Consider the following 13,838-nt stretch of genomic DNA (forward strand, 5'->3'; position numbering starts at 1 on the left):
CGATCGACGGTCCACGGTCTCAAGCGGACTGCGGCAACAGCGGGCTGATCTGCTCGCCCAGAAAGCGCAGGAATTCCTGTACCGCCGGAATGTTCTGCCGGCGCGAAAAGTAGGCCGCGTGGATCAGGTCCTGCTCGGCCTTCCAATCGGGCAGCAGGACCAGCAGCCGGCCGTCGGCCAGGGCGTCCTCGCAAAGCAGTTGGGGCAGTTGCACGAGCCCGACGCCGGCGATCGCGGCTTCGCGCAGCACTGTCATTTCGTCCGTGACGAGTCGCGGATGGTGCTCGACGCTGACCGGCTCCGCGCCCGGACCCGGGCCGGTAGCGGGTCCGCTGAGCTTCCAGAAATAGCGGCCATCGGCCGAGGTCTGCGCGAGGCTCGGGTAGCGCCGCAGGTCGGCGAGCGTCTGCGGGGCGCCGATCGACTCGACGAGCGCCCGGCTCGCGACCAGATAGCGACGCGACACGCCGAGCGGCTTGGACACCAGCTCGGCCGACTGCATCGACGCGGCGCGCGCCCGGATCGCGATGTCGATGCCTTCGGCGATCACGTCGACGCGCCGGTTGGTCGCTTCGAGTTCGACCTGCACTTTCGGAAACCGCGCCTGGAAGGCCGGCAGCGCGAGGGCGAGCGCGCCCTGGGCCAGCGAGATCGGGCAGGAGATTCGCAGGCGGCCGCGCGGCTCGGCGACGCCGCGCTCGATGAGCTCCTGCGCGGCCTGGGCCTCGACGACCATCGCCTTGCAGCGGGCCAGAAAATCCTCGCCGATCGGGGTCAGGTGCAGCCGGCGCGTCGAGCGCTGCATGAGCCGCGCCCCGAGCCGCTGCTCGAGCTCGGCGATGCGTCTCGACAGCCTCGATTTCGGAATCTGCAGCACCCGCGCGGCTGCCGAGAATCCGCCGCGCTGGGCTACTTCGGTGAAGTAGTAGAGATCGTTGAGGTCTTCCATCGTCGGCTCGTCACTGTTCTGCCTGTGGGACAGATTGTCGTGGTATGGCCAGCTTATCAAGAGATTGTTCCGAAATTATTGTTTTCACCACGCAGTAACACCGATCCGACTTTCAGGGAGACCACCATGACCACCGCAACCGCCACTCACACCAGTACCGACAAGAGCCGTCCGATCCGCCAGCCCTACATCAGCAACGTGCTCGACGTAGCCGGTCGCGCGGGTCTGGCCGCCATCTTCCTGATCTCGGGCCTGTCCAAGATCGGCCAGTACGCCGGCACCCAGGGCTACATGGAGGCAATGGGCGTTCCGGGTGGGTTGCTGCCGCTCGTGATCGCGGTCGAGGTGCTCGGCGGCGCGGCGATCCTGACCGGTGCCTACACGCGCTGGGCCGCGTTCGTCCTCGCCGGTTTCAGTGTCGTCTCGGCGCTGATCTTCCATGCCGACTTCGCCGACCAGGTGCAGGCGATCATGTTCTGGAAGAACGTCGCGATCGCCGGCGGCCTGCTCGGCTACCTGGTCCACGGCACCGGCGCCTGGAGCGTCGACCGCCAGGTCCGCAAGGTTTGAAGGCTTCAAGCTTCACCAACGAAAACGCCGCCCCAGTTATTCGCTGGGGCGGCGTTTTTGCATGCGGCGGCGAATTCAAGCCGCTGCGGCCCGGCGCGCTTTCTCGATGCGGTCGTAGGCCGCGGTGATCGCCCGCGTCTTCTGCTCGGCCATCGCGCGCATGCTTTCGGGCAGGCCCTTGCCGGCGAGCTTGTCCGGGTGGTTCTCGCTCATGAGCTTGCGGTAGGCACGCTTGAGTTCGGCATCGCTGGCGGCCGGCTCGACGCCGATCACGCGGTAGGCATCGTCGAGCGCCGAAGCTTGCGACGCGCTCGACGCGCCGCCGTCCGCGTAGCCGCCGCCCCCGCCGCGCAGCATCGCTTCAAGCGCCTGCAGTTCGGTTTCGGACAGGCCCAGGCCACGCGCGACGCGCAACAGCAGCGCGTGCTCGGCCGGGTGGATCTGGCCGTCGGCCGCGAGCGCGGCGATCTGCATCTGCAGGAACATCTGGTGCAGCACGCGCTGGCCGCGCGCGGCGGCGGCGAAGCGGGCGACCTCGGCGTCGAGATCGAAGCCCGCAGACTTGCCGCGGTTGAACGAGGCCTTGGCAGCCTCGCGCGCCTCGCCCGACAGCCGCAGCTGGTCGAACAGCGCTTCCACGGCGCGAATCTCCTCGGCCGAGACGCGGCCGTCGGCCTTGGACATGGCGCCCATGACCGCGAAGGTGGAATCGAGGAACAGCGACTGCACCTGATTGATCTTGCCGACCGCGAAGCGCACGAGCAGCAGCGGAAGCAGGCGACCGAGCGCCAGACCGATCAGGGCGCCGATGACCAGGCCCCGCCAGCCGCCAGACAGCAGGCCGATGAAGCCGCCAAGCCAGATGAGAAAGTTCATAAGCCGCTTATGGTAACGGCTGTGACGCCCGCGCAGGATTTTCGCGCCGTCGCGCTCCTCCACCAGTCATCCGGCTGGCGGCGCATTCCCCATTTGGGCAATGACCGCCCGTTCACGGCTGGCTAAGTTGCCTCGGTTTGCGCCACGAAGGTGGAGCGTGCCGTGCGCCCCTTCTGGCAAATCCGATAACAGGAGGGGACTCATGTCATTCATCAGAACCATGCGGGTAGGAGTCGGCATTGCGCTGGCGGCGATCGCCGTCGCGGCCTGCGGCGGCGGAGGGGGCGGGGGCGATCCGGCGCCGGCCGCGCCGAGCGTCACGCTGACCGCCACGCCGCAGACCGTCGAAGGCGGCGCCTTCGTCGCGCTCAGCGCGAGCGCCGTCGATGCGGCGGGCGCCGCGCTGACGCCGAACCTGTCCTGCGATCGGGGCACCCTGCAGGGCTCGATGCTGCTGACCCCGACCGTCACCGAGAACGGCAACGTGGTCTGCACCGCGACGGCCACCGATGCCGGTGGTCGCAGCGGCACCGCGCGCGTCACCATCGCCGTCACCGCGACGGTCGCCTCGCTGTCGCTGGCCGAAGGCCAGCAGCGACTCGTGCCGGGCCAGACCGCGGTGCTGTTCGCCGATGCATTGCCGCTCGAGAGCGAGAGCTACGAGGCGACGCTCGGCAGCCGCGCGGTAACGCTGCACAACGCCGGCACCGGCCTGCTGTGGTTCGAAGTGCCGGCCGATGCCGCCGCCGGCAGCACCACGCTGCAGGCCACGCTCAATGGCCGCCCATGGCAGTTCGACGTCGAGCTCGGAAGCCCGACGAACGTCGCCAACCCGCGTGCGGTGGTGCGCGCCGCGCTCGAATCCACGGCCGCCGATCTCGCGCAGCTCGAAGCCGATGAGGGCGCCGGCATGAGCGCAGCCGAACTCGAGGCCTTGCGTGCGCGCCGCGCGGACGTCGCCAATTCGCTGTCGCTGCTCGAGACCACCGAGGACGCGGTGCTCGGCGCGGTCGCGCAGCGGCTGATCGCCAACGGCTACGCGCAGGGCGACGTCGCCACGGCGACGGCGGGTCTGGCCGCGGCCAAGGCGTTTTCGGCCTCCGGCTGCGTTTCGGCGATCGCCGGAGCCAGCGGGGGGCTGGCCCGGCTGGCCGCCGTGGTGGTGCTGGCTGGAGTCGGGCTCGAAGCCGTCGTCGTCGGGCCGGACCCGGCCTCGCGCATCATCGGCGCGGTCCTGGCCGGTGGCGGCTTCGTCTACATCTGGAAGCAGGCCGACCAGGGCTCCGCGCTCCAGAATGGCCTCAGCGCGATCCGTGGCAATTGCAGGGTGGAGTTCAGCTTCACGCTGCTGCCGGCGTCGGCGCCCGCCGACGACGATGCGCGCGCCGCAAGCGTCATGCGCGTCAAGGCGCTGACGGCCAAGGCCACGCAGAAGCTGGCCTTCGAAAACGGCGAGCCGCTCTATTTCCGTCCGCAGAGCCTGCTGCGCATCCACGAGAACCATCTGGCCACCGTCCGCAGCCTGTTCAACCGCATCAGCTCGACGATCGCCAAGCTGCCGCTGGTTCCGGAGCCGCTGTCCGCCGTGCTTGAAGGCCTGCTGACCGAGGAAACCCAGGACGTGCCGGCCGCCAGCATCGGCATCGGCTCGATCTCCGCGGGCGATGTCGCGGTCGGCGGCGACGCATCGGCGGCCGGCGAGCTGCTGCGGCTGGAGTTCTCGGCGGCCAACGCCGAGCGCGAGGAGGTCGACTTCAGCTTCACGCTGACGCGCCCCAATGCCGAGCCCAAGCCCTTCGAGGCCACTTTGTCGATCGATCTGCCCGAGGCCGAGGACGCGGCGATCGAGGTCATCCAGGGCGTCGCCGCCAGCTCGACCGTGACCACGGTCGGCGCCGATACGCTGGAAGTCGTGAATGGCCCGGCGCATGGCAGCGTGCGGCTCGAGAACGACGGCGACTTCGTCTTCACGCCGGCCGGCCAGTATTTCGGTCCCGACCAGTTCAAATACCGGGCGCGCAACGAGAATGGCTATTCGCGCGTGGCCACGGTCGCCGTCAACGTCAAGCGCAAGTTCGATGGCGCCTGGACGCTGCAGATCGACCGCTCGTTGACCTCGAGCAACCCGCGCGGCCTGTGCTCCGAGGAAGCCGACACGACCGAAACCGTCGGTGTCTCGAAGATCACCGACACCCACTACCAGGCCAGCTACGCGGGCCAGACCATCAATCTGAACATGGGCTCGGCCGACGACGCGGGCGGCCTGTCGGGCTCGCTGAGCGTGACCTATCCGGACGGTCCGGAAGACAAGGGCTCGACCACCGAGTCGCTCAGCGTGCGGATTCCGGACAGCACGCATCTGTCCGGCACGCTGACCTGGACCTACTCCGGTCCCAACGGCAGCTGCTCCGGCAACAGCGTGATCACCGGAACCCGCGCGCCGGGATTCTGATGAGGCTGGTGACGGACCCGGCCGCCGCCGGGTCCGTCAGAGCTGGGCCAGGTGGCTCACGAGTTCGGCCTGCCGGCGGACGCCACACTTGGACATGGCGGTCTTGAGCTGGGCGCGGATGGTGCCGACGGCGACCGTGCGCACGGCCGCGATTTCCTCGGGCGACTGGCCCGCGGCGATGCGCACGGCGACTTCGGCCTCGGCCGAAGTCAGCCCGAACACGGCTTGCGCGAGCGTCTGCATGCGCTGGGTCCGGTTCGCCTGCTGCGTGCGCCCGACCACCAGCACGCGCGGCGTGAACGTGAATTCGTGTGCGAGCGCGGGCAGGCGGACCACCTCGAGCACGAGCGCGCGGGGCGTCGTCCTGCCGCACAGCACGATGGTCGTGGCGGTGGGTGAGCCGGGCAGGGTGATGCCCAGCGCGGCGGCGTCGATCGCCCTGGACAGCGCCGCGGCGTCGTCCTTGGCGGCGGCCTCGAGCCGCCCCTGGCGCAGCTGCAGCGGGCCATTCGAGCCGACGAGGCTTTCGGCTGCGGGCGTCATCGCCTGCACGCGGCCGCGGCCGTCGCAGACGAAGGCGATCATCGACAGACCTTCGAAGGCCCGGCTCAGCAGCCTGGCCCCCTGGTTCTCGAGCGCCATCTGGGTCCGCACGGCGACCCGCACGTGCGGCGCGAGCGCGGCGAAGACGGCGCGCTGTTCGTTGCTGATCGGGCCATTGGCGCGTGAGCGCCCGACCGCCAGCCCGATCAAGGTGCTGTCGCTTCGCTCGAGCGTGGTCAGGCAGATGTGCGGAACGTCCCAGGGCAGCAGGAAGTCGTGATACCAGGCGTTGCGCCGGTAGTCTTCAGCCGACATGAAGTCGGGATCCGCGAGCACCTGCAGCACCGGCGCCGCGACGCCCGCGCGGACGAAGGGGTTGATGTCCGGATCGCCGCCGCCATCGGCGGCGAAGGCGACCATGAACCCCGGATCGATGTTCGTCATGAGGTTGAACGGCACCGCGGCGTCCGAGCCGAGGCCGATCAATTCCCCGGTCTGCGATCCGGTCGCCTCGGCCAGGCCTTCCAGCGCCTCGTACCAACCCTGACCTTCGAGCGCGGCGGTCTGGAAAGCGTCCGCCAAAGCCAGTATCCGACCCTCGTCCCAAGCCACCATCTGCCGCATGCCCCCGCTGTGATCGCTACCGGGCCGTTCCTGGCCCTGGGCAATCCGGAAACCATCCGCTGCAATCCACAGGGAGCGCCGCCGTCCTCGCCGGGCGGGGGCAGGTTACTGCAGCAGGCCTATGACAACAATGGGAAAATCGATGCCGTCAAGACCTGTCGAAATCCTCGTCGGCAGCTGCGATAGGCGCCTCTTTCAGCCTTTCTTGCTCGCGATCCACTGATCCACGCGCCGCTCGAGTAGTTCCAGCGGCAGCGCGCCGCCGCCGAGTACGGTGTCGTGGAAGCCCTTGATGTCGAACTTGTCGCCGAGCTCGGTTTCGGCCTTCCTGCGCAGCTCCTGGATCTTGATCATGCCGACCTTATAGGCGGTGGCCTGGCCCGGCATGATCAGGTAGCGGCGCACTTCGGACTTGACCGCGGTGAGCGGGACCGAGGTGTTGGCGTCGAAGAATTCGACGGCCTGCTGCTCGGTCCAGCCCTTGGCGTGCAGGCCGGTGTCGACGACCAGCCGCACCGCGCGCCACATCTCCGAACTCAGGCGGCCGAAATCCGAATACGGATCCTGATAGGTGCCGGGCATCTGCTTGGCGAGCCATTCGGCGTACAGGCCCCAGCCTTCCTGGTAGGCGGTGAAGCCGGCCTGGGTGCGGAACAGCGGCACGCTCGTGAGCTCCTGCGCGATCGAGATCTGCATGTGATGGCCCGGCAGGCCCTCGTGATACGCGATCACCTCGAGCTCGGGCTTGGGCATCGCGTTCATGTCGGACAGATGCGCGTAGTAGACGCCCGGACGCGAGCCGTCCGGCGTGCCCGGGAAGTAATGCTGGGCCGCGCCGTCCTGCTCGCGGAAAGCCTCGACGCGCTTGACCACGAGGTCGGCCTTCGGCAGCACGCCGAAGAAATCGGGCAGCGATTTCTTGATGTTGTCGAGCACCGCCGTCGCGGTGTCGATGTAGGCCTGGCGGCCGGCGTCGGTGTTCGGGAAGCGGAACTGCTTGTCGCTGTCGATGAACTTGAAGAAGGCCTCGAGATCGCCCTTGAAGCCGACCTTGTCCTTGAGCGCCGTCATCTCGCCGCGGATGCGCTCGACTTCCTTGAGACCGAGCTCGTGGATCTGCTCGGCCGTCATGTGCGTGGTGGTGTTGTCGGCCAGCGCGAACTCGTAGTACGCCTTGCCGTTGGGCTGCGTCGTGCCGACGCCGCTGGCGTTCTCGGGCGCGTTGACCATGTCGGCCTGTTCCCAGGCGATCAGGCGCTCGTAGCCGGGCTTGAACTTGTCGACCAGCGCGGCCTTGGCGAGCGCCTGCAGCTCGTCGCCGCGCTTTTTGTCGATCGCGCCGGATTTCACGAGCTCCGCGATCTTGGCCTTGGCGTCGGCCCAGATCGCCGAATCCTTGCCGGGGCCGAACGGCGCGCCCGCGATGACTTTCTTCGACTGATCGATCACGCCCTCGAACGCGAACTTGGGCGGACGGATTTTCTGCGCGGCCGCTTTTTTCGCACGCTCGACGAGCTGGTCGAGCCCGACCGGCGCGGCTTCCAGGCGCGCGATGTAGGCGAGCATGTCGGATTCGTTTTCGACCTTGTGGAAGCTGATCAGCAAGGTCGGGATGAACGACTGCGCGCCGTTCATCTGGTCGAAGACGTAGCCGTTGAGGCGGAAGGCTTCGCCGGCCGCGAGCTGCTCGCTCTGGTACTTCCAGATGTCGTACGACATCTTCGCCTCGTCGCTGAGCTTGGCGTAGGTGAACTGCGACTGCAGCTCGTCCAGCGTGCCCTTGCGCCAGGCGCGCTTCTTGTCGTCGGCGGCCTCGGACATGTCGTCGAACTTGTCGTACTGCTCCTTGCGCCCGAGGAAGGTCAGCGAGATCGGGCTGAAGGCCAGCTCCTCCTCGTACTTCTTGCCGAACCACTCGTTGATGCGATCGGTCTCGGCCTTGATCTCCTCGGCCGTCGGCGCGACGGCGGCGCTCGCCCCGGGCTGGGCCGCGGGCGGCTCGGCGGTCTTGCTGCAGGCGCTCAGCGCCAAGGCCGCAGTGAAGGCGAGCGCGGCGGCGGACAGCGTGTTCAAGGCGAACGGAAGGGCAAGGCGCATGAGGGGTTCTCTCCGTGATCCTGATCGGTGGCGCGGTCAGCGGGCGACCGCGCAATGCCGCAGCTTAACGGCGCATCCGGGCGAGCGAATCGGGGATTTCCCTCTTGTGCGTGACGGTGGTCGCTCAACGGCAGGATTGCTTTTGCAGCCTTGCTGCGGGCGCCGCTCAGACGCTCGGCGCGAATTCCTCGGCGCCTGCGCGGTAGAGCCGCCAGCTGCCCTTGCCCGCGAGCTTGGCGACGTACATCGCCTCGTCGGCCTGGCGCATGACGGTGGCGGCGTCGGGGCTGTCGTGCTTGATCAGGGCGATGCCGATCGAGGCGCGGATGCGGAACGGCTTGCCCTGGATCGTGAAGGTCTCGCCGAGGCTGGCGATCAGCGCGTCGGCGAGTTCGTAGGCTTCGGCCGCCACTTCGATGCGATCGAGCAGCACCGCGAACTCGTCACCGCCGATGCGGCCGGCGGTCGCGCCTTCGATCGGCACCAGCGCCGACATGCGCCGTGCCGCGTACTTGAGCAGCTCGTCGCCGAAGGCGTGGCCGTAGCGATCGTTGATGAGCTTGAAATCGTCGAGGTCGATGTAGAGCAGGGCGCCGAGCTGGCGCGGCGAGCGCGCGGCGCGCACCACGCGCTGTAGCGATTCGTTGAACAGGCGCCGGTTGCCGAGGCCCGTGAGGGTGTCGTAGTTGGCGAGCTGGGCGAGCTTCTGCATCGCGAGCTGCCGGCGATTGGTCTCGACCGCGAACTGGTCGAGCACCGCGTTGTAGAACACCGCGATGCGCGCCGCCTCGGTTTCGGGCTCGACATCGACGCGCGTGGAGAAATCGCCACGCCGGGCCTGGCGGTCCATCTGCACGATCAGATCGAGCACCGCGCTGCTCGCTCCGTGCTCGGCGATGTTGAGCCCGATGCGCTCGTCCTGCGCGCTCACGCGCAGCGGCAGCACGAGATTGAGCAGTCGCAGCACCGTGTACGAAAGCCCGAGCGAGAACACGCCCACACTGACGACACCGATGGCTTGCGTGCCGAGCTGCTGCCAGCGGCCAATGCCGTCGCCCCAGCTGCCGTCGGGCGCGCAGAGCGCCACCGCGAGCGTGCCCCAGATGCCGCCGAACAGATGCACGGGCACCGCGCCGACGGCGTCGTCGATCCGCAGGCGTTCGAGCCCGAGCGTGCCGACCACGCAGACCATGCCGCCGACAGCACCGACGAACAGCGCGGCCGGCGGCGTCAGCAGATGACAGCCCGCGGTGACCGCCACGAGCCCGGCGAGCACCCCATTCATGATGCGATCGACCGCCGGCACGCCGAGCAGTTTCCAGGTCAGCAATGTTGCGGAGAGGCCGCCGGCACCGCCCGCGAGCGCGGTGTTGACGATGATGGCCGGCACCTTGGGTGTGAGCGCCATCGCGCTGCCGCCGTTGAAGCCGAACCAGCCGACCCAGAGCAGGAAGATGCCGAGCGTCGCCACCGGCAGGTTGTAGCCTTCTATCGGGCGCCCCTGCGGGCCGAAGCGGCCGACGCGCGGCCCGATGATCAGCAGGCAGGCCAGCGACACCCAGCCGCCTACCGAGTGCACGACGGTCGATCCGGCGAAATCGATGAAGCCGAGCTCGGCGAGCCAGCCCGCCACTGTGTGGTCGAGCGCGCCACCCCAGACCCAGTGGCCGACGACCGGGTAGACGACCAGCGAGACCAGCACGGCCGACCAGCAATAGGACGAAAAGCGCATGCGCTCGGCCACCGCGCCCGAGACGATGGTCGTCGCGGTGCCGCAGAACGCCACCTGGAAGAAGAACACCGTCGACAGCCAGGTACTCGTGGGGCCGAACAGCATCTCGGGCTCGGTGCCGATGAGCCCGTACCAGCTCGCCCCGAACATGAGCCCGAAGCCGGCGAATCCGTAGAGCACCGAGGCGATGCAGAAGTCGATGAGGTTCTTGAACGCGACGTTGATGCTGTTCTTGGCGCGCACGAGGCCCGATTCGACGCAGGTGAAGCCGGCCTGCATGAGCACCACGAGCACCGCACAGGCCAATACCCAGAGCAGGTCTACGGGTTGTTGCGTGTGCATTCGGGGAGAGGCGTTCGGCTGGGCGGCCGCGGTGAGTGCTGGACAGGGCCCACGATTATCGGGGGCTGGGCTGTTCGCGGCGAGCTCTCCGTCCGACCACGCACGCCGTTCATCGATTCGTTACGAAGCTGGTACGAAGCTGGCTCGGCCTTCAGTTCCTCGCAATGCGGGCTGCGGCTAGACTTCGAGGCCTCGCCGATCCAGGAGCCGATCTGTTGCGTACCTTTGCCGTTGCATCCGCGATTTCGCTGTTGTTCTGTGCCGGCTGCGCGAGCTACACGACCCCGGGCGGACCGGTGCAGCTCGCCGACATCAGCCGCGTCGACGACGAAATGGCCTCGCGCCAGCCGTCGCCGAAGTTCCCGGCGAGCATCGGCGTGGTACGCGTGCAGGCTCCGCGCTACGAATCGGCGAGCACCGGCAGCTACGGCAAGGGCGCTTTCAGCCTCGTCACCACGCAGGAGCTCATCGGCGATCCGCAGCTGGCGGCCATCGGTGGCTGGGCTTCGGTCGGCAAGGTGCAGACGCTCGATCCGAACCTGCTGCCATCCAAATTCGATTCGCTCGACGACCTGCGCCTGGCCGCGGCCAAGTTGCAGATCGACGTGCTGCTCGTGACCACGGTCGACACCGTGTTCGCGGCCGGCGGCAAGACCTTCGGTCCGTCTTCGGACTTCAAGCTCGGCAAATCCGGCGGCGACGCGGCGATCCGCTCGACCGCCTCGGCGGTGTTCATCGACGTGCGCACCGGTTTCAGCTACGGCCAGGCCCAGGCCGGGGCGCAGGCGACCGACCTGGCGGCGGCCGGCGCTTCCGGGAAATCGCTCGACAAGCTGCGCCTCGATACCGAACGCCAGGCCTTCGACGCATTTCTGGCCGAAGCCCAGACCACCTGGGCGGGCATCGAGCGGCGGTACAACTGATCAACGCGCAGGCGCCGGGTCGGAACGCTCGGCGCTGGTGCTTTGTCCAAGCGCCGGCCAGCATTCATCCAGCCTGACGCAAACTGAATTGAAGACCCCAATAGCGATTGCCATGTCTCTGCGCGCGAGTCTGTCACGAGCGTTTCTGCCTTCTTTCTTCGCCCTGCTACTGAGTGGCGCCGCCCAGGCCGCCGGGCCGGCTCCATTCGATCTGGTCGGGCCGACGCTCGACATGGTCGTCACGCGTGGCAAGACCATCCTGCCGGCCTCGGAAGTGCCGAACCTCGCCGAAGGCGACCGCATCTGGGTCAAGCCGGAGTTTCCGAAGTCGCAGTCGGCCAACTACCTGCTCGTGATCGCCTTCCTGGCCGGCTCGACCAATCCGCCGCCCGAGAGCTGGTTCTTCCCGTGCAAGACCTGGACGGGCAAGTGCGCCAAGGAAGGGCTCACGGTGACGGTGCCCAAGGGCGCCCAGCAGGCGCTGGTGTTCCTGGCGCCGGAGACCAACGGCGATCTCAAGGGCATCATCGCGGCCGTGCGGGGCAAGCCCGGTTCGTTCGTGCGCGCGACGCAGGATCTGAACCAGGCCACGCTCGACCGCTCGCGCCTGAACCGCTATCTCGACGCGATTCGCACGCTCAACCAGGGCGATCCGGCGGTGCTCAAGCAGACTGCGCCGCTGCTCGCGCGCAGCCTCGCGATCTCGGTCGACGAGAAATGCCTCGACAAGATTCCGCAGCTGCAGGCCGCCTGCCTGACCCAAGGGCAGGAGGCGCTGATCCTCAACGACGTGCACAGCACCACGCTCGCGCAGGCGCTCACCTCGGGCCCGGCCGCCGATCTCGTGATGGCCGCGAGTTCGACGCCCGAGCTCGGCTACGGCGTCTACAGCCCGTACATCGCCTCGGTGCTCGACATGGTGCGCATCTTCGATTCGTTCAGCACCGCGCAGTACTCGTACATCCCGGCGCTGACTTCGCACAAGGGCGACAAGCTCGAACTCACGCTCAATACGCCGCCGTCCTTCAGCAATCCGAAGTCGGTGATGGTGGTGGCGCTGCCGGCGATCGAAAAGCCGCAGCTGCCGCCGCTGCACGCGGTGAATCCGTCCGATATCTACTGTGCGAGCCGCAACGACCTCGTGCTGCCCGTGCAGGGCGCCCCGCTGGCGTTCTCGACCAACTACGCGCACGACATCGTGCTCGCGGTGAGCGGCAAGGACGGCAAGACCTATCGGCTGCCGGCGCGCGCCGACGCGGCCGAAGGCGGCTACGTGGTCAACACCGCGGCGCTGCAGTCGGTGAACCTCGGCGACACCGTGCGCGCGTCGCTGCAAGGCTACTGGGGCTTCGAGCCGTATACGGGGCCGGGCTTCTCGCTGCGCAACGCCAAGGCCAATGCCTGGTCGCTCGCCCAGGGCGATCAGGACGCGCTCGTCGTCGGCCGCCCGGACACCATCCACCTGCGCACCGATGCGGTCAGCTGCGTCGACAACATCATGCTGCGCGATCCGGCCGGCAAGGAGCTCAAGGCCGAGTGGAAGGCCGTCAAGCCCGGTGAAGTCGAGGTCAAGCTGCCGCTGACCGACGCCCAGCCCGGCGCGATGACCTTGCTGATCGGCCAGTACGGTGTTTCGCAGCCGCACACGATCCCGATCCAGGTGTTTTCGAGCGCGGGCCGTCTCGACAGCTTCGTGCTGCATGCCGGCGATGCGCAGGGCGTGCTCAAGGGCAGCCGTCTCGACGAGGTCGCGAGCCTGGCGATCGGCCCGGTAGTGTTCACGCCGGGCGAGCTGTCGGCCCAGGGCAGCAACGATGCGCTCGTGATGATCGCGCAGGACGCCTCGGCGTCCGCAGCGCTCAAGCCCGACCGCGACATCGCGGCGCGCGTCACGCTCAAGGACGGCCGCGTTTCCAAGGTCAACGCCACGGTCGACGTGCCGCGTCCGAGCGTGACGATGATCGGCAAGAGCGTGCGGCCCTCGCAGTCGAGCACCGAGAGCAACATCCAGCTCGCCGATCAGGACGTGCTGCCGCAGGACGCGCGCCTGACGTTCTCGGTGCGCGCGCAGACGCCGGCCAGTTTCGGCCGCGACCAGGCGATCGAAGTGGCGACCGAGGACGAGGGCTTCAGCACGAGCCTGTCGATCAGCAACGGCGGCATTCGCCTGGAAAACAGCAAGGTCGCGCTGATCACGCTCGATCCGGCCAAGGCGTTTGGTTTCTCGGCCTTCGGACCGCTCAAGTTCCGCGCGGTCGCGGGCGGCGTCGCCGGCGACTGGCAGCCGCTCGCCACGCTGGTTCGCCTGCCGGCCCTGCGCGAGCTCAAGTGCCCAGAAGACGTGGCGCGTGCCTGCCGGCTCAGCGGCAACGACCTGTTCCTGATCGAGGCGATCTCGGGCAGCCCGCAGTTCGACAAGCCCGTGCAGGTGTCGCATGGCTATCCGGGCTCGAGCCTGCCGGTTCCGCATCCGACCGCGGGCAAGCTCTACGTAAAGCTGCGCGACGACCCGAGCGTCATCAACAGCGCGACGCTGACGGTGCAGCCGCTGCCGCCGACGCCGGAGGAGCTCGAAGCCGCGGCGGCGAAGCAGGCTGCGGCTCAGCAGGCGCAGCAGCAGGCCCAATCACAGCCGCCGGCGCCGGCGCCGGCCCCGAATGCGGAAGCGCCTACGCCGCCTGCGCCGGCTGCTGCTCAGCCCTGAGCTGAAGCTTCAAGCTTCGAGGCTGC

9 protein-coding genes are annotated in these 13,838 nt (G+C 68.2%); 4 read left to right on the plus strand and 5 right to left on the minus strand.

The features are described 5' to 3' along the window. Nucleotides 1-19: 19 nt before the first annotated feature. A complete protein-coding gene (locus AC3WUM_RS21115) occupies nt 20-949 on the minus strand; it encodes a LysR substrate-binding domain-containing protein (RefSeq protein ID WP_492412838.1) in 930 nt (309 codons plus the stop codon). A 126-nt stretch (nt 950-1,075) separates the two neighbouring features. Here AC3WUM_RS21115 and AC3WUM_RS21120 point away from each other — a divergent pair, with 126 nt between their 5' ends. After that, entirely contained in the window at nt 1,076-1,519 is a 444-nt protein-coding gene (locus tag AC3WUM_RS21120; protein ID WP_492412839.1) for a DoxX family protein, read from the plus strand. Nucleotides 1,520-1,594: 75 nt separating this feature from the next. Here the strand turns inward: AC3WUM_RS21120 and djlA are convergent, their stop codons facing one another. Then, complete coding sequence (gene djlA / locus AC3WUM_RS21125) at nt 1,595-2,395, minus strand: co-chaperone DjlA (protein ID WP_492412840.1); 801 nt, start codon at nt 2,393-2,395, stop codon at nt 1,595-1,597. A 202-nt stretch (nt 2,396-2,597) separates the two neighbouring features. Between djlA and AC3WUM_RS21130 the strand changes: the two genes are divergently transcribed. Then, nucleotides 2,598-4,847 (plus strand): Ig-like domain-containing protein, encoded by a 2,250-nt coding sequence (locus AC3WUM_RS21130; RefSeq protein ID WP_492412842.1) that lies wholly within the window; start codon nt 2,598-2,600, stop codon nt 4,845-4,847. A gap of 36 nt (nt 4,848-4,883) precedes the next feature. Here AC3WUM_RS21130 and AC3WUM_RS21135 read toward each other — a convergent pair whose 3' ends face one another. The 3 genes from AC3WUM_RS21135 to AC3WUM_RS21145 form a co-directional block, all read right to left on the minus strand. Beyond that, entirely contained in the window at nt 4,884-5,972 is a 1,089-nt protein-coding gene (locus AC3WUM_RS21135; RefSeq protein ID WP_492412843.1) for a helix-turn-helix transcriptional regulator, read from the minus strand. Nucleotides 5,973-6,209: 237 nt separating this feature from the next. Beyond that, nucleotides 6,210-8,111 (minus strand): DUF885 domain-containing protein, encoded by a 1,902-nt coding sequence (locus AC3WUM_RS21140; RefSeq protein WP_492412844.1) that lies wholly within the window; start codon nt 8,109-8,111, stop codon nt 6,210-6,212. A 166-nt stretch (nt 8,112-8,277) separates the two neighbouring features. Continuing rightward, entirely contained in the window at nt 8,278-10,185 is a 1,908-nt protein-coding gene (locus AC3WUM_RS21145) for an ammonium transporter (RefSeq protein WP_492412845.1), read from the minus strand. Nucleotides 10,186-10,400: 215 nt separating this feature from the next. Here AC3WUM_RS21145 and AC3WUM_RS21150 point away from each other — a divergent pair, with 215 nt between their 5' ends. Further along, nucleotides 10,401-11,108: a hypothetical protein gene (locus AC3WUM_RS21150; protein WP_492412847.1), complete on the plus strand. Its 708-nt coding sequence runs from the start codon at nt 10,401-10,403 to the stop codon at nt 11,106-11,108. Nucleotides 11,109-11,220: 112 nt separating this feature from the next. Then, entirely contained in the window at nt 11,221-13,812 is a 2,592-nt protein-coding gene (locus tag AC3WUM_RS21155; RefSeq protein WP_492412848.1) for a hypothetical protein, read from the plus strand. The last annotated feature ends 26 nt before the right edge of the window (nt 13,813-13,838 follow it).

This window comes from Hydrocarboniphaga sp. FW305-C-57 (assembly GCF_058783045.1).